Annotated in this window: 14 protein-coding genes; 10 read left to right on the top strand and 4 right to left on the bottom strand. The window is 63.8% G+C overall.

Annotation, left to right across the window (positions count from 1 at the left end):
- Complete coding sequence (locus JQ553_RS02580; protein WP_212498777.1) at positions 1–618, bottom strand: TetR/AcrR family transcriptional regulator; 618 nt, start codon at positions 616–618, stop codon at positions 1–3.
- 52 nt (positions 619–670) lie between these two features.
- On the opposite strand from JQ553_RS02580, the gene JQ553_RS02575 reads away from it, so the two are divergent.
- The 3 genes from JQ553_RS02575 (at position 671) to JQ553_RS02565 (ending at position 5,722) form a co-directional block, all read left to right on the top strand.
- The gene (locus JQ553_RS02575) at positions 671–916 is read left to right on the top strand and encodes a hypothetical protein (RefSeq protein WP_212498309.1); all 246 of its coding nucleotides are present in this window, start codon (positions 671–673) and stop codon (positions 914–916) included.
- A gap of 285 nt (positions 917–1,201) precedes the next feature.
- Complete coding sequence (locus tag JQ553_RS02570; protein WP_212498308.1) at positions 1,202–4,648, top strand: acyl-[ACP]--phospholipid O-acyltransferase; 3,447 nt, start codon at positions 1,202–1,204, stop codon at positions 4,646–4,648.
- A 111-nt stretch (positions 4,649–4,759) separates the two neighbouring features.
- On the top strand, positions 4,760–5,722 hold the full coding sequence (locus JQ553_RS02565; protein ID WP_212498307.1) for an alpha/beta hydrolase: 963 nt from the start codon (positions 4,760–4,762) through the stop codon (positions 5,720–5,722).
- A 190-nt stretch (positions 5,723–5,912) separates the two neighbouring features.
- Here JQ553_RS02565 and JQ553_RS02560 read toward each other — a convergent pair whose 3' ends face one another.
- Entirely contained in the window at positions 5,913–6,128 is a 216-nt protein-coding gene (locus JQ553_RS02560; protein WP_212498306.1) for a hypothetical protein, read from the bottom strand.
- Between the two features lie 303 nt (positions 6,129–6,431).
- Here JQ553_RS02560 and JQ553_RS02555 point away from each other — a divergent pair, with 303 nt between their 5' ends.
- Complete coding sequence (locus tag JQ553_RS02555) at positions 6,432–6,593, top strand: hypothetical protein (RefSeq protein ID WP_212498305.1); 162 nt, start codon at positions 6,432–6,434, stop codon at positions 6,591–6,593.
- A gap of 59 nt (positions 6,594–6,652) precedes the next feature.
- Positions 6,653–6,931, top strand: coding sequence for a DUF3551 domain-containing protein (locus tag JQ553_RS02550; protein WP_212498304.1), 279 nt, complete (start codon positions 6,653–6,655; stop codon positions 6,929–6,931).
- A gap of 618 nt (positions 6,932–7,549) precedes the next feature.
- On the opposite strand, the gene JQ553_RS02545 is transcribed toward JQ553_RS02550, so the two are convergent.
- The gene (locus JQ553_RS02545; protein WP_212498303.1) at positions 7,550–8,137 is read right to left on the bottom strand and encodes a phasin family protein; all 588 of its coding nucleotides are present in this window, start codon (positions 8,135–8,137) and stop codon (positions 7,550–7,552) included.
- Positions 8,138–8,608: 471 nt separating this feature from the next.
- Here JQ553_RS02545 and JQ553_RS35200 point away from each other — a divergent pair, with 471 nt between their 5' ends.
- Complete coding sequence (locus JQ553_RS35200) at positions 8,609–8,830, top strand: DUF3551 domain-containing protein (RefSeq protein WP_409363019.1); 222 nt, start codon at positions 8,609–8,611, stop codon at positions 8,828–8,830.
- Between the two features lie 332 nt (positions 8,831–9,162).
- On the opposite strand, the gene rpmB is transcribed toward JQ553_RS35200, so the two are convergent.
- Positions 9,163–9,471, bottom strand: coding sequence for a 50S ribosomal protein L28 (gene rpmB / locus JQ553_RS02540; protein WP_212498302.1), 309 nt, complete (start codon positions 9,469–9,471; stop codon positions 9,163–9,165).
- 426 nt (positions 9,472–9,897) lie between these two features.
- Between rpmB and JQ553_RS02535 the strand changes: the two genes are divergently transcribed.
- From JQ553_RS02535 to fdxA, 4 genes are all read left to right on the top strand, one after another.
- Positions 9,898–10,716 (top strand): DUF3108 domain-containing protein, encoded by an 819-nt coding sequence (locus tag JQ553_RS02535; protein ID WP_409363032.1) that lies wholly within the window; start codon positions 9,898–9,900, stop codon positions 10,714–10,716.
- 533 nt (positions 10,717–11,249) lie between these two features.
- Entirely contained in the window at positions 11,250–14,660 is a 3,411-nt protein-coding gene (locus JQ553_RS02530) for a helicase-related protein (RefSeq protein WP_212498301.1), read from the top strand.
- A 9-nt stretch (positions 14,661–14,669) separates the two neighbouring features.
- The gene (locus tag JQ553_RS02525) at positions 14,670–14,939 is read left to right on the top strand and encodes an RNA-binding S4 domain-containing protein (RefSeq protein WP_212498300.1); all 270 of its coding nucleotides are present in this window, start codon (positions 14,670–14,672) and stop codon (positions 14,937–14,939) included.
- 127 nt (positions 14,940–15,066) lie between these two features.
- Positions 15,067–15,405 carry a ferredoxin FdxA gene (fdxA, locus tag JQ553_RS02520; RefSeq protein ID WP_212498299.1) on the top strand — a complete coding sequence of 113 codons (339 nt, stop codon included), beginning with the start codon at positions 15,067–15,069 and terminating at the stop codon, positions 15,403–15,405.
- The last annotated feature ends 285 nt before the right edge of the window (positions 15,406–15,690 follow it).

Raw genomic sequence — 15,690 nt, 5'->3', positions numbered from 1 at the left:
TCATTTGTGCGGAACACCGAGACCGGCGAGATGCGTGTCGATGAACTGCGCGAGCTGTTCGCGCAGTCTGTCGGGCGGCACTGCGACCATGCGCTCTTCGAGGCCGAGCGAGATGATGCCATGCACCGCGGAGAACATCATGCGCGCGAGCAGCGCAACCTCCTCACCATCGCGGCCGGGCAATAACCGCACGAGCGGCGCGTGCATCAGGTCAAAGGCCTTCATCACCATCAACAGAATGTCTTCGGGGAAGGGCCGGTCATTCTCCATCCGGTGCTCGAACAGCGAGCGCAGCAGATTGGCGTGCTCGGCCGCGAAGGCGAGATAGGCATCGGCGAGCCGGTGGAGGTGGCGGCCAGGGTCGTCGGCGGGGACCGCCGTTAGCCGGGCCGTCAACGCCTGAACCGTCTCGCGGTTGACGCTCAGGATCAGCCCGTCGAAGTCGCCAAACTCATTATAGACGCTGCCGATGGAACAGCCGGCGGCGTCCGCAACGTCTCGAATCTTCAATGACCTCAAGCCTTTAGATGCAATCAAGCCACGCGCGATCTCGATCAGCAGGGTACGGCGCTGAAGTTTCTTTCGGTCCCGCAGAGATTCTACTTGAACATTGTTCATTTTCGTATTACTAACTTGAGCGTTGCTCAATTATTCCTTGGAGGCCACTGACATGCAGAGTCTAGCACTTCAACTGACCACCACCTTCCTCGACGATGCGATCGAATTCGCGAGGGGTATTGGGCGGCCGATTGTTCGGTTCGCAATGGCGCCGATCGAGCGCATCGCCCAAGCCAGCGACGTCGCGGGCGTATTGGAGCGGCGGCGCGCGACGCGTGCCGCCGTGAGGGCTGGCCGCCGCCGCAATCAGCGCAACTGCCCGCTGTCGCCCTTCGGAGGGCTGAGCGAACTGACCTGATCGCGCGTGACGATTGCAGCCCGCAATTGTCGCCGAATCCTCAACAAAGCACTCACCATGTGCCATGCTAGCTCGTCCTTGCATCGGCTGGCCGCAGGCCAGCGAAAGGTGTCGTACATCTCCTCCGGGCAAGGTTGCGCCGTCCCGGCAAGGCCGCCAGACCAAACCGATACGTGACGAAGACTCGAGGCTGCGGCATCCGTTTCATTCCACCTCACCAGTCGTCCCCAACACGCCCGATTGCAGATTCGCCGGCCCCGCGCGCCTGAACCCAAGGAAACGGCCATGATCAAGGAACTGATGTCGTCCCGCCGCTTCGCGCCGCTGTTTTGGGCCCAGTTCTGTTCGGCGTTGAACGACAACGTACTGAAGAATGCGCTGGTCATCATGCTGCTCTACGGCGCGACCAAAGAGCAGGGTCCGACGCTCGTCACCATTGCTGGTGCGGTCTTCATCTTCCCGTTCTTCGTTCTGTCGGCGCTCGGCGGCGAATTCGCGGACAAATATGTGAAGTCGATCGTCGCGCGGCGGCTGAAGTTCTTCGAGATCTTCGCCGCGTGCTTCGCGGCGGCCGGCTTCTTCATGCATTCAATTCCGCTCCTGTTCGCCGCGCTGGCGCTGTTCGGCACGGTCGCCGCGCTGTTCGGCCCGGTGAAATACGCCGTGCTGCCCGACCAGCTCTCGATCTCGGAGCTCGCAACCGGTAACGCGTTGGTCGAAGGCGCGACCTTCATGGCGATCCTGATCGGCACCATCGCCGGTGGCCTATTCGTGGCGGGCGCCAGCCATATGGGCTGGATCTGCGCGGCCGTGGTAGGCCTGTCGGTTCTTTCCTGGGCGTTCGCCGCGCGCATTCCGATGACGCAGCCGTCGGCGCCGGACCTTCCGATCACCACCAATCCCTGGAGCTCGACCTTGCGGCTCCTGAAGTCTCTCTATTCCGAGCCGCGGCTGTGGGACGGCATGGTGATCGTGTCCTGGTTCTGGATGGTGGGCGCGATCGTGCTGTCGCTCTTGCCCGCGCTGGTCAAGGAAAGCGTCGGCGGCGCCGAGGATGTGGTGACGCTCTGTCTCGCGATCTTTGCGATCGGCATCGCGGCTGGCTCGTTGTTTGCCGCCCAGCTCAGCCATGTCCGTCCGAATCTCGCACTGGTGCCGGTCGGCGCCATCGTGATGGGCATCGTCGGCCTCGACCTCGCCTGGGCGATCGGCGCCACGACGCCGGGCAAGGCCGAGGTCCACGCGTTCGAGTTTGCGGCCTCGTTTGGCGGCCTGCGCATGCTGGTCGACTTCTTCCTGTTCGCCTTCGGCGGCGGCCTGTTCGTGGTGCCGTCCTTTGCCGCCGTACAGGCCTGGACTGCGCCGTCGGAGCGGGCCCGGATCATTGCCGCCGGCAACATCCTGCAGGCGGGCTTCATGGTCGCGGGCGCCCTGTTCGTGGCGCTGCTGCAGTCCGCGGGGCTTGCAATCGCCTGGATCTTCTTCGGCCTTGCGATTGCGAGCTTCGGCACCGTCTGGTTCGTGTTGAGCAAGTGGGGCAAGGAGGGCGTGCGCGATTTCGGTGGGCTGCTGTTCCGTGCGCTATTTCGCGTCGAGATGCGCGGATTGGAGAACCTGCCGCCGGCAGGCACACGGATGCTGATCGCCCCCAACCATGTCAGCCTTGTTGATGGTCCGCTGCTGCACGCGACGCTTCCGATCGACGCGAGCTTCGCGGTCGATACCGGAATCTCCAAGGCGTGGTGGGCAAAGCCATTCCTGAAAATGATCAAGCACTACACGATGGATCCGACCAAGCCGCTCGCCGCGCGTGACCTCATCAAGCTGGTCGCGGCCGGCGAGCCGGTCGTGATCTTCCCGGAGGGGCGCATCACGGTTTCCGGTTCACTGATGAAGGTCTATGACGGCACCGCGATGATCGCCGACAAGGCTGATGCCGTCGTCGTCCCGGTTCGCATCGAGGGCGCACAGCGCTCGCATCTCAGCTACCTCAAGAACGGTGAGATCAAGCGCTCCTGGTTCCCCAAAGTGACGATCTCGATCCTGCCGCCGGTCAAGCTGCCGGTCGACCAGACGCTGAAGGGCAAGGCGCGCCGCAACGCCGCCGGCGCGGCGCTGCAGGACGTGATGATCGACGCCATGGTCAAGAACGCGATGCTCGACCAGACGCTGTTCGAAGGCCTCGGCCATGCCTATCGCGATCGCGACACCGGCAAGCCGATCATCGAGGACGCGCTCGGCACCAGGTTGACCTACCGCAAGCTGATCCTCGGCGCGCAGGTGTTGAGCCGCAAGCTCGAGAGCGGAACCTCTGTCGGTGAGAATGTCGGCGTGCTGCTGCCGAACTCGGCCGGCGTCACCGTCGTTTTCATGGCGTTGCAGACCATCGGCCGCGTGCCGGCGATGCTCAACTTCTCGGCCGGCCCCGTCAACGTGCTCGCCGCGATGAGGGCGGCGCAGGTCGGGACCGTGCTCACCTCAAGGGCTTTCGTCGAGAAGGGAAAGCTCGACAAGCTGATCACCGCGATCGCCGAACAGGCCTGCGTCGTCTATCTCGAAGATGTCCGAGCCGGCATCCGCTTCGTCGATAAGCTCAAGGGCGTGCGCGCCGGCAGCGCGCCGCGTGTTCCCCGCAAGGCGAACGATCCCGCCGTGGTGCTGTTCACCTCGGGCTCGGAAGGTACGCCGAAGGGCGTCGTACTCTCCCACCGCAATATCCTCGCGAATGCAGCGCAGGCACTGGCGCGGGTCGATGCCAACGCCAACGACAAGGTGTTCAATGTTCTGCCGGTGTTTCACTCCTTCGGTCTGACCGGCGGCATGATGATGCCGATCCTCGGCGGCATCCCGATCTTCATGTATCCGTCGCCGCTGCATTACCGGATCGTGCCCGAGCTGATCTACCAGACCGGCGCCACCATCCTGTTCGGCACCGACACCTTCCTGACCGGCTACGCCCGTTCGGCACATGCCTATGACTTCCGCACGCTGCGGCTCGTCATCGCGGGTGCGGAAGCGGTGAAGGATCGCACCCGGCAGATCTTTATGGAGCGCTACGGCATCCGGATTCTCGAAGGCTATGGCGTCACCGAGACCGCGCCCGTGCTCGCGATGAACACGCCGATGGCGAACCGCCAGGGCACCGTCGGCCGGCTGTCTCCCTTGATGGAATACCGCCTCGATTCCGTGCCGGGCATCGAGGAAGGTGGTCGCCTCTCGGTGAAGGGTCCGAACGTCATGCTCGGCTACCTCCGCGCCGAAAATCCCGGCATGCTGGAGCCGCTGCCCGAAGGTTGGCACGATACCGGCGACATCGTCACCGTCGATGCCCAGGGCTTCATCGCCATCAAGGGCCGCGCCAAGCGGTTTGCCAAGATCGCCGGCGAAATGGTCTCGCTTTCGGCGGTCGAGACCATGGCGACGGCATTGTGGCCGCAGGCGACGTCGGTCGCGGTCTCGATTCCCGACGCGCGCAAGGGCGAGCGCATCGTGCTGATGACCACGCAGAAGGACGCCGACCGCGCCGCCATGCAGCGCCAGGCGAAGGCCGCCGGCGCCTCCGAACTCGCCGTGCCTGCCGACATCCGCGTCGTCGACAAGGTGCCGCTGCTCGTCACCGGCAAGACCGACTATGTCGGCGCGACTGCGCTCGCCAAGGAACTCGCGGCAGCGCCTGCGTCGCAGGCCGAGCCGGGGCCGGAGGACGAGCAGGCCGTGTCGCAGATGGCATAGCTCCACCACAGTTGTGCTTGCTGCCGTCCTGTTGTCCAATGGGCGCATAATCAACAACACGACGATGCCGGTACGTCGCCGCCAAGGCTGCCGGACATCCGGAGAACAACGATGCCCGCTCCGCTTGATCCCGCCATTGAAAAGATCATTCCGCTGTTGCCCCTGCGCGATGCCGCGACATTGACGCCGCAGATCGCGCGCGACCAATTGCGCGCGCTCGCTGCGGCGCGTGCTGCGGTGCCGCCGCCACCCGTCCAGAGCGTTGAAAATATCGAGGTGAAGGGCGGGGGCGGCAAGCTCGCCGCGCGGCTCTATCGCAACGGCGGCGCCAAGGCGCCGACCATTGTGTTCTTCCATGGCGGCGGCTGGGTCGCCGGAGATCTGGAGACCCATGACCGCCAGGCGCGCAACCTCGTGATCGAGACCGGCGCGGTGGTGGTCTCGGTCGATTACCGACGCCCACCGGAGACGCGCTTTCCCGGCGCGTTCGACGATGCCCTTGCCGCGACTCGCGACGTGATCGATCGCATCGGTGCGTTCGGTGGCGACGCCTCGCGTGTCGGCGTCGCGGGCGATTCCGCGGGCGGCAATCTCGCCGCGACCGTGGCGCTCGCCTGCCGCGATGCCGGCATCAACCTTGCCGGGCAATTGCTGGTCTATCCCGTCACCGACGTGGTCGGCGGTTTTGCCGATCCGGCGGAGAACGCGAAATTCCCGTCGCGCGCGGAGAATGCCGAGGGCTATTTCCTGTCGCGTGCCGTGATGCAGTGGTTCTGCGGTCATTATCTCGCCGACAAGGCCGATGGCGCCGACTGGCGCGTCTCGCCGCTGCGCGCGAGAAGTCTCGCCGGTGTCGCGCCGGCCGTCGTCACCACGGCCTGGTTCGATCCGCTGCGCGACGAGGGCGCCGCCTACGCAAAGGCGCTTGCCGCGGCCGGCGTGCCGGTGAAATACCATTCCGGCGAAGGCCTCATTCACGGTTATTTCGGCCTCGGCGACGCTTCCGAGACCGCACGCAGCGAGGCGCAGCGTGCGCGGGCCGATTTCAAGGCGCTGCTGGCGAAGGGCGCGTAGGCACGCCGCGGAGCGGACTTGTCAAGGCTTCGACGAGCCCGGCCATGACGATGCGGGAACGGTAGAGCATGATCCGGAAAAGTGTGTCGCGGTTCTCTCGCGACAAATGCGTCGCGTTTGCGCGGAGATTGTGATCAGACAAAGGACCTAAGCGCGATAACGATTCAACCTCACCTCATCGCGCTCCAAATCAGTCCGCGCCGCTGAATGTCGCGGGATCCGTCGGCAGCAACGTCGCGCCGGCGCGCATGACGGCGGCGGCGGTGGTCGCGCCTGGGCTTGTATGGGCGTCGCTTGGCGGCGTGAACTCGAACAGGAACAGCGCTGCGGTGGCGAGTGCTGCCACTGCGGTGGCGGCGACGACCGGCATGAACCTTCCGCGCGGATTGCGTGCGCGAGTCTTCATGGTTGAATTCCTTTGCATTGACCTAACACGACATACGACTCGCGATGGGCGCTGTTTCTTCCATGCGAGGCGCATCGGTCACTTTTGTTTGTGACCGCCGTGATCAGCTTCGCGGTGCAGATGCTGTGACATCCCGCCGAGTCGCAACCACATGCGGTATCGTTTGTTTAGATATAAACAATCGTGAAGGAAGCGTGCACGACACTGCCGAGATCATGTTCTCGTGATCGTCTTCTCTGATGTCGTGAACGATCGTGATCTGGCGGAGCGCTCGCGTCCGAGTTTTGACATTCATGACCCTTGGTGAAAGCGCAGACGGCGCGGGGAACGCCGGGTCAGGTCCAGCAAAATTTCCGCGCACGGAAATTTTCAAGCACGCCGGTGCGGTTGTTCCTCCTCGATCAGTTCGATCTCGAGGCCAAACGGCTGGTGGTACTGGCGGGTGGGCCGAAGCCGTATGGTTGAACCTCCTTGCGTGCTAATATAGCCAAAGAAGACGCGCCTTCAGCGCGAAGGAGGTGACCATGCGCAAGCTCATGTTGGCCGTGATAGCCTTGGCCGCGGTCGGCGGCGGTACCCTTGCGACTTCCGCTCCGGCGACGGCCGACGACTACCCCTGGTGCCTAACGGGCCGGCAGACCGGATATCCCGGTGAATGCTACTACACGAGCTATGCCCAGTGCATGGCCAGTGCCTCCGGTCGCCAAGCCTATTGCAAAATCAACCCGCGAGTCGCGTTCGGCGTCGAGGCCCCTATCGGCGGCGGCCGCCGGGCTCCCTATCCATACGGCTATTATCGCTAGCGCCCGAAGCGCTTGATCATTTGAAGCGACACGGAACGCGCGGCGGGTGTTCGCTGCGATAACGGAAGCGACGGTGCCGATGGTCTTCGCGGGATTCGCGTCCAGCGTGAGCGAGGTTCCGGCCGCCTATGGGGCCTTCGAACTTGCCAAGGCGACGTTTGTGCGAAACACGCGCTCCGGTCCCGATGGCAAGTCGGGCGCAGACGAATCCTGGGATTTCAGTTCTGATGGCAACTCCGGCATTTCTGTTCAACTGCAATTCGTCCCAACGCCCACAGCAAGGACCTAGGTGGAGCTAATTATCGCTCAACAATTCGCCCGTCGACGAATTGACGAAGTGCAGCCGGAAGCATGAGGGGCAGGTGATAGCCTGATAGAGCGCGGCATCGCCCTGATCCGCCTGACCTTCGCAGTCAAAGCACCGGATCTCTTGTCGAGTGAACGGACAGTGAAATCGAAGTACTCGCATGGCAGGGGGCCTCCGGCAATCTAACGCCAAGAAACTAACGCCAAAGAAACTAGCGCCAAGAACCCAGCGCCAAGTGCAAATGAGGATGCAAATGAAGCACACATGAGCGGCATTCAGCCGCTCATGTGCCAGGTCAGCAGTTTGTATGGCTAGGCGGCACGCTCCACACTCTGGCTTATGTGCTGGCCCGCATCGTCGGCGACCTTGAGCGATACGTCCGCTATCCGGCGACTGCACTGAAGCGCACTGTTGATCGTATCGCGCACCTGGTCACTGTGCACGGCCGCGAAGTCATGCGGCGTGCGACAGCGCATGAGTTCGGTCATGCGATCCATGTTGCCTTCAATCTGCTGGCGCAGAAAGTCTCGACACTCTCGAGCGACTCCATCGAACCCTTTGGCGACAGCCGTAGCGGAATACAGGATGGTTTCGGCATTGCGCGCCGACCGTTCGGTTGCCTGCTGCGCCTCGTCTCCGGTCAGGCCGAAAGCCCGACCAAAGTGGTCAGTGGAGCGCCCCAATATCGCCGTCGTCATCTCCATGCCGAAGCGCCAGCTATTCTGCAGCATCTCGGCGTTCTGTTGTAACAGGCCCGCGCTGGCCTTGGCGACTTCCTCGCCGGCCTGCGTCGCAGCTAATCCGATGCGCCTCGTTTGCTCACTGGTTCTCTCGCCGGCGCGCTGGATCGTTTGCTCAACGTTAGGGGTGATCTTCTCCTCCTGGCGCGGATTGGCCATTTGCTGCTCCGTCGATGTTGGTTGTTGCCGATCGATCCGATTCTTCGGCAGGCAACGTGGTCGCTTCAGCCCCGTTCCCAAAAAATTCGCTTTTAATGGAGTGCGTCGGATTCGCGGGCGGGAACAAGTGCGCAAAGCGCGCTGTCTGCGGTAGCCGTGGTTCCAATGTGCGAACCGCAACTTGAGAAGCGACCCCTGTTGCAACGAGGCAGTGGACCTGTCTCAATTTATCGTATGCCGATGTTGGCGTAACGACATCGGGCACGATGGTGATGCGGAAGGTGGAGGATCGCAACGTTCTTCTCTCAGATGGCGGCTCTACCGCAAGCTGCATTCTCGTGCTAGGACCAACATCGGCATACATCAGGCTCCGTCCGCGGGCGACTCGGAAACCGCGCAAACTGCACCCAGAAAAAAACCTGCTCTGCGGCCAATCAATGCCGGGGGCAAATCTCATAGGGAGGCTTGGATATGTCGCGTTCAAAGTTGACGTTCATCGCTGCGATGGTGCTGCTCTCGGCAGGCTTCGTTCTTTATCCTCAGGACTCTGCCGACGCCGCCAGGTTCTGCATGAAGTTGAGAGGGACGACGGCCGTAGGACAACCTGACTGCTCGTTTTCGTCCCTGGATGCTTGTCGCGCCCGCGTAAGGCATAGGGGCGGCGGACACTGCTACAGATTGACTCACGCGTAGCGCTTGCGCGGACATCAGGCTCAAACAAGGGCCTGAGGCGCGATGACGATTCAGCCTGATCTCATCGCGCTTCAGGTTCCTCGGTTCTGATTGAATCAGCACCGATGATGCTGCGGCGCGTTACGCCACGGCCGCCATCTTGTCTTCCTTGTCCTCGCCGCGCATCACGATCTTCAAGGCGTCATCAGATGCCGGCAGAGGCGCAGAAGATGCCGGCAAAGGCGCAGAGCGCACGGTCTCGTTTGAAGAACCGATCAGAACAAAAAAACGGCCGGGTCATCCGACCCGGCCGCTCCAAACTCTCTCCGCGCTTTTCTGTGCTTCGCTAAATCTCAGCTCGCCTGCTTCACCAGCTCGGGCTTGCCGGCCTTCTTCTCGATCGCGCGCTTCAGATCGAGCGCGCGGGGCGAGAGCACGTCGGCCTTGGCCTTGAGCAGGAAGGCGTCGAGGCCGCCATTGTGATCGACGCTCTTGATCGCGTTCGAGGAGACGCGCAGGCGCACGTTGCGGCCGAGTGCATCCGACATGAAGGTCACGTTGCACAGGTTCGGCAGGAAGCGCCGCTTGGTCTTGATGTTGGAGTGGCTCACCTTGTGGCCCACTTGCGGGCCCTTGGCCGTCAGTTCGCAGCGCCGGGACATCGTGCAAAAATCCTTTTCCATCCCCGCCTCTGTGTGCTGCGCGTGCAGTCACGCGGCCCGCGCGGGGGTTTTGAATTCGCGTCCATTTTCCAGGAACCGCGGGTGTATAGGGGCAGATGTGGCAACCGTCAAGGCTCTCAAACCGCGCAAGGCGCCTGCGGAAAACGCTGGTTCATAAGCCGTTCCAGTCACTTACCTGGAAATAAAGCAACCATATAAAGGGCGCATTCGGTTGCGATTGTCGGTTCCATAGAAAGGCGCGGAGTGTGATGACCTGTGTCCCGGCCGGCAAGACCGGATACCACTTTTGCGGAGCACGCGTTGTCTGGCCGATTTTGACAGCCGCAATGACACAATACCCGCGCCGATAGCAGGACCGTCAGGTAAGTGACCACCCAAATTGCCATTTGGCCCGCGTTCGGACGGCTGTTCGGCCTGTTCGCGGGCGTCCTGCTGCTGTTGCTATCAGGCGCGCTGCAGGCGACCGCGCAAGGGCGGCTCGATGCCCAGTACGAGGCTACGCTCGCCGGTATCCCGGTCGGCAAGGGAAGCTGGACCATCGAGATCGGCGATGACATGTTCTCGGCCTCCGCGGTCGGCGGCACCGCGGGACTTCTCAAGGCGTTTTCCGGCGGCACCGGCTCTGGCGCGAGCCAGGGCCGGGTCGTCAACGGCGGGCTGGTCGCCAGTTCCTATACGGCGACCACCGCGACCTCGAAGAAATCAGAGACCATCCGCATGGTGCTCGCGGGCGGCAGCATCAAGGATTTCTCGATCGATCCGACGCCGCCGATCGATGGCGACCGTATCCCGATCACCGAGGCGCACCGTAAGGGCGTGTTCGATCCGATGACCGGCGCGATGCTCCGGGTCGGCGGCACCGCCGAGCTGATGAGCCCGGAAAGCTGCCGCACCGGCGCCGGCATCTTCGACGGGCGCATGCGCTACGATCTCAAGCTTGATTTCAAGCGGCTCGAGACGGTGAAGGCCGAGCGCGGCTATCACGGCCCGGCGCTGGTCTGCGCGATCTATTTCATCCCGATCGCGGGCTACATCCCCGATCGGCCGGTCATCAAATACCTCGCGGCCCAGCGCAACATGGAGATCACCTTCGTGCCGATCGCGGGAACCCGGGTGCTGGTGCCGTTCCGCCTGATGATCCCGACCCCGTTCGGCACTGCGATGCTGGAAGCGACGTCGTTCGTCACCACGGCCGCGCCGCCGCGCGTGGCGAAGACGCAGTGATCCTCTCCCTCCCACCGCTTTTGTGGGGAGAGAATCCGCGCGCGGCCGCTGCGGAATCCAGTTGACTCTTGCCCGGTTCTGATTCGACTCGCAGGTTGCAGGAATTTAAGGAAATCCACATCCCAACCCTCGCTTGTGAAGCGCCTGCAAACTTGATCTAGTGCCGCGGCATCGAACCTACGCGAGATGTTGCGGTGAACGTTTCAAGCCTGAAATGGAGTCAGCGATTCGGCCGCGATTCGTTCTTACCTCGTTCTGAAACTTAAGCGGGCAGCGGAAATCGTCGCGTAATGGGACAGAATTTGCGAAACACGCCGCCAGACAGTCAGCCTCGTGCAACGGCTCCACCGTTGTCGCTGGAGGAGGCCGCGCAACGGCCGTCTCGAAGGGCGACAGCCCCGCTCATCCTGGGCAGAGGACACCTGATCAAAACGCGCGGATGAATTCCGGCCGCACATCCTTCGAGACGCGCTACGCACTCCCCGGATGATGGGACGGGCACCTGCCACCAGTTCAAGAAACACCCGTAAAATATGGCTTTCTCGACTTCGTTTGGAAATGACCGCGCGCCGGGCGCAGGCGTCACCGCCGTTCTCGGCCCGACCAACACCGGCAAGACCCATCTTGCCATCGAGCGGATGCTCGCGCATTCGTCCGGCCTGATCGGCCTGCCGCTGCGGCTCCTGGCGCGGGAGGTCTACAACAAGATCGCCGACCGGGCGGGCAGCGAGAGCGTCGCGCTGATCACTGGCGAAGAGAAGATCAAGCCGAAGTCGCCGCGCTTCTGGGTCTCGACGGTGGAAGCGATGCCTCGCGATCTCGACGTCTCGTTCCTCGCGGTCGACGAGGTGCAGATCGCAGCCGACCTGGAGCGCGGGCACGTCTTCACCGACCGCATCCTCAACCGGCGCGGCCGCGACGAGACGCTGCTATTGGGCGCCGCCACCATGCGGCCGATGATCGAGCGGCTGCTGCCGGGCGCCTCCATCATCACGCGCCCGCGATTGTCGCAACTCGAATTCGCCGGCGACCGCAAGGTCACGCGGCAGCCGCGGCGCACCGCGATCGTCGCGTTCTCGGCGGACGAGGTCTACGCGATCGCGGAGCTGATCCGCCGCCAGCATGGCGGCGCTGCCGTGGTGCTGGGCTCGCTCTCGCCGCGCACACGCAACGCGCAGGTCGCGATGTTTCAGAACGGCGACGTCGATTACCTGGTCGCGACCGATGCGGTCGGGATGGGGCTCAATCTCGACGTCGATCACGTCGCCTTTGCCTCCGACCGCAAATATGACGGCTACCAGTTTCGCCGGCTGACCCCGGCCGAATTCGCGCAGATCGCGGGCCGCGCCGGCCGCGCCACGCGCAACGGCACCTTCGGCACCACCGGCCGTTGCGCGCCGTTCGAGCCGGAACTCGTCAACGCGCTGCAGAACCATACGTTCGATAGCGTGAAGATGCTGCAATGGCGCAACACCAGGCTCGATTTCTCCTCGCTGGGCGCGCTGCAAGTGTCGCTGGCGCTTACGCCCGGCCACGAGGCGCTGACGCGGGCGCCGATCGCGGAAGACCTGCGCGTGCTCGACCATGTCGCGCGCGATACCGAGGTGCGCGACATGGCGCATGGCGCCGCCGCCGTGGAGCGGCTATGGGACGCCTGCCAGGTCCCGGATTACCGCAAACTCTCGCCGGCCGCCCACGCCGAACTGGTCGCGACGCTGTACGGCTTCCTGATGCAAAAGGGTCGTATTCCCGATGCATGGTTTGCCGCCCAGGTGGACCAGGCCGACCGCACCGATGGCGACATCGATACGCTGTCGGGCCGGATCGCGCAGATCCGGACCTGGACGTTCGTGGCCAACCGGCCGGACTGGCTGGCTGATCCGGATCACTGGCAGGGAATTACGCGCGAACTGGAAAATAAATTATCCGATGCGCTGCATGAACGGCTCACGGAGCGTTTCGTTGACAGGCGGACCAGTGTATTGATGCGCCGCCTGCGGGAGAACTCAGTTTTGAATACGGAAATCGGCAAGACCGGCGAAGTGATCGTGGAAGGCCATGTGATCGGCCGGCTCGATGGTTTCACCTTTGCACCGGACGCGGCGGAAGCCGGCAGCGACGCCAAGGCGCTGCAGGCCGCGGCCCAGCAGGTGCTGGCGCGCGAGATCGACGCGCGCGCCGAAAAGCTCGGCGCAGGCGCGGACGACCAGTTCGTGCTGACTTCCGACGGCACCATCCGGTGGACCGGAGATGCGGTCGCAAAACTCGTCGCGGCCGAGGACGCGCTGCATCCGCGGCTGCGCATCATCTCCGACGAGCGGCTGACCGGTGCCGCGCGCGAAGCGGTGCAGACGCGGCTCGATCTCTGGCTCAAGACGCATATCGAGAAGCTCCTCGGCCCGCTGTTCGAGCTTGCCAAGGCCGAGGATCTGCAGGGCATCGCCCGTGGTATCGCATTCCAGCTCGTCGAGGCGCTCGGCGTGCTCGAGCGCACCAGGATCGCGGCGGAGATGAAGGATCTCGACCAGCCCTCGCGCGCGACCCTGCGCAAATACGGCGTGCGGTTTGGCGCCTATCACATCTATTTCCCACAGCTCCTGAAGCCGGCAGCGCGCTCGCTCGCCTCGCTACTCTGGGCCGAGAAGCAGAACAATGTCGACATGGCGACGCTGTCGAACGTGCAGCACCTGGCGTCCAGCGGCCGCACTTCGTTTCCCGTCGACAAGGCCTTGCCGCGCGATGCCTATCGCGTGCTCGGCTATCGCCAATGCGGCGAGCGCGCGGTGCGCGTCGACATCCTGGAGCGGCTCGCTGATCTGATCCGGCCCGCGCTCGCGTGGCGCGAGAGCTCACCGGGCGAGAAGCCCGCCGGTGCGTTCGATGGCCGCGGCTTCGTGGTGACGCAGGCGATGACGTCGCTCACGGGTTCGGCGGGCGAGGACTTTGCCTCGATCCTGCGCGCGCTCGGCTATCGCATGGAGCGCCGCCCACCGCCGCCGCCGAAGCCTGCCGAGCCCGCGCCGAGCGAGAGCATCGAGACCGTTTCCACCGAGATGCCACCGGTCGAGGTGAGCGCCGAGGCGACGGCCGACGCGCCACCGGCGGAAGCTGTCGCCGGTCTGGCGGTCTCCGGCGATCCCGCACCGTCGGCAGCCCTGCTGCCTGACATTGGCTTCGTGCCCGTCGTTGCGAGCGAGGAGACACCTGCCATAGCCGAGACGCAGCCGGAGCCTGTGGCGGAGGCGGTGCCCGAGCCGGTCGCGGAAGCCGTGCCCGCGGAAGTCCCGGCAGAGGCCGCCGAAGCGCCTGCGGAGATGGCAAGCGCCGAAGCGCCCGCGGAGACGGCGAGCGCCGAGACCGCTGCGGTCGAAGCCCCGGCGGCCGCCGCGCCTGAGGCGCCGGCCGAGCCGCAACTGGTCGAAGTCTGGCGGCCCGGCGGCCGCTCCGAAGAACGCCGTCCGCGTCATCACGATCGTAACCGTGCACGTCATCAGGCACAGCAGGCCGAGGGCGGCGCGCAAACAGCCGGCGATGGCGCTGAGGGCGAGAAGCGCGAGCATCGTCGCAGACCGCGCCGTCACCAGGATTTCCGCAAGCCCCGCGAGGGCGTCGTCGCCGATGGCGCAGCCCCGACCGCCGATTCCGCGCAAGCCCGCTTCAATCGCGAGGACAAGGACCAGCGCCGCGAGCGCTTCGAAGGCAAGGGCCGCGACCGCGACAATGAGCGCCGGCGTGAGAAATTCGGCGATCGCGGCGAGCGTGAACGCGGCGGCCGTGATTTCGGCCGTGACAAGGGCGGGCGCGACAAGCGCGACGGCGGGCCATCGCATCGGCCCTACGCCACCAGCGCACCGCGCGAGCGCGACCGGCCGATCGATCCGAACTCGCCGTTCGCAAAGCTCGCCGCGCTCAAGGAACAGCTCGCCGGCAATCGCAAGGATTGATCGACTCGATTGGATCGACAGCGCCTCGACAAATGGCTGTGGCACGCGCGGGTGGTGAAGGCTCGCACCAGCGCGGCCGCGCTTGTCGAGTCCGGCCATGTCCGCATCAATGGCGTGCGCGAGACGTCGCCGGGACACGCGGTGAAGCAGGGCGATGTCGTCACCATCGCCCTCGACAACAGCGTGCGCCTGCTGAAGGTCACGGGCTTTTCCGAACGGCGGGGCGATGCTGCCTCGGCGCGCGTGCTCTACGACGATTTGCATCGCGGCAAGGAGTAGCTATCTAGGGAAGGTAATCCGGATTCGCGCTGGAACGGCCGTGCTTTTTGATGGCTGCTTCCCTTGCGGCTGCGGTATTCCTGCGCTAGGCAACCCCTGAAAAAGCTGACCGTTTTCGGAGTTTGGGATGACCTACGTCGTCACTGAGGCCTGCATCAAATGCAAATATACTGACTGCGTTGAGGTCTGCCCCGTCGACTGCTTCTACGAGGGCGAGAACATGCTGGTCATCCATCCGGACGAATGCATCGACTGCGGCGTGTGCGAACCGGAGTGCCCGGCGGACGCGATCAAGCCCGATACCGAGCCGGGGCTTGAAAAGTGGCTCGAGGTCAACCGCGACTATGCCAAGAGCTGGCCGAACATCACCCAGAAGAAGGATGCGCCCGAAGACGCCAAGGAGTGGGAAGGCAAGGAAGGCAAGTTCGAGAAATATTTTTCTCCAAATCCGGGAGCAGGCGACTGACCGCGTCGTCTGCCAAGGGCAGCATTTAAGGCCCATTCCGACCCTGAATAGCCTGCGGATTTAACCCTATTGACGGACATATGACCGAAAGGTCCCTAGATGGGTCCGGAATCGGGCGTAAACCATTGATTTTTGCGGAAAATGTGCTATATTAGGCACATTACAGGCCAAAGAACCCCCTGCCATGCGTATCCTGTGGCTTCGCGGTTCCCGCAAACATCGAACAGGGGCGTGGCAGTTTCCGCGCGCAGGCTGTGTCACAGAAAACGCGTAAAAAGAGTGCTT

Source organism: Bradyrhizobium lablabi (assembly GCF_018131005.1).
GTDB classification, from domain to species: Bacteria; Pseudomonadota; Alphaproteobacteria; order Rhizobiales; family Xanthobacteraceae; genus Bradyrhizobium; species Bradyrhizobium lablabi_D.
Note: the sequence above shows the minus strand (reverse complement) of the source record. Positions and strands in the feature narration are given on the sequence as shown.

Coding starts and splice junctions, on each gene's coding strand:
- JQ553_RS02580 (WP_212498777.1), bottom strand. CDS start 618: ATGAACAATGTTCAAGTAGAATCTCTGCGGGACCGAAAGAAACTTCAG.
- JQ553_RS02575 (WP_212498309.1), top strand. CDS start 671: ATGCAGAGTCTAGCACTTCAACTGACCACCACCTTCCTCGACGATGCG.
- JQ553_RS02570 (WP_212498308.1), top strand. CDS start 1,202: ATGATCAAGGAACTGATGTCGTCCCGCCGCTTCGCGCCGCTGTTTTGG.
- JQ553_RS02565 (WP_212498307.1), top strand. CDS start 4,760: ATGCCCGCTCCGCTTGATCCCGCCATTGAAAAGATCATTCCGCTGTTG.
- JQ553_RS02560 (WP_212498306.1), bottom strand. CDS start 6,128: ATGAAGACTCGCGCACGCAATCCGCGCGGAAGGTTCATGCCGGTCGTC.
- JQ553_RS02550 (WP_212498304.1), top strand. CDS start 6,653: ATGCGCAAGCTCATGTTGGCCGTGATAGCCTTGGCCGCGGTCGGCGGC.
- JQ553_RS02545 (WP_212498303.1), bottom strand. CDS start 8,137: ATGGCCAATCCGCGCCAGGAGGAGAAGATCACCCCTAACGTTGAGCAA.
- JQ553_RS35200 (WP_409363019.1), top strand. CDS start 8,609: ATGTCGCGTTCAAAGTTGACGTTCATCGCTGCGATGGTGCTGCTCTCG.
- rpmB (WP_212498302.1), bottom strand. CDS start 9,471: ATGTCCCGGCGCTGCGAACTGACGGCCAAGGGCCCGCAAGTGGGCCAC.
- JQ553_RS02530 (WP_212498301.1), top strand. CDS start 11,250: ATGGCTTTCTCGACTTCGTTTGGAAATGACCGCGCGCCGGGCGCAGGC.
- fdxA (WP_212498299.1), top strand. CDS start 15,067: ATGACCTACGTCGTCACTGAGGCCTGCATCAAATGCAAATATACTGAC.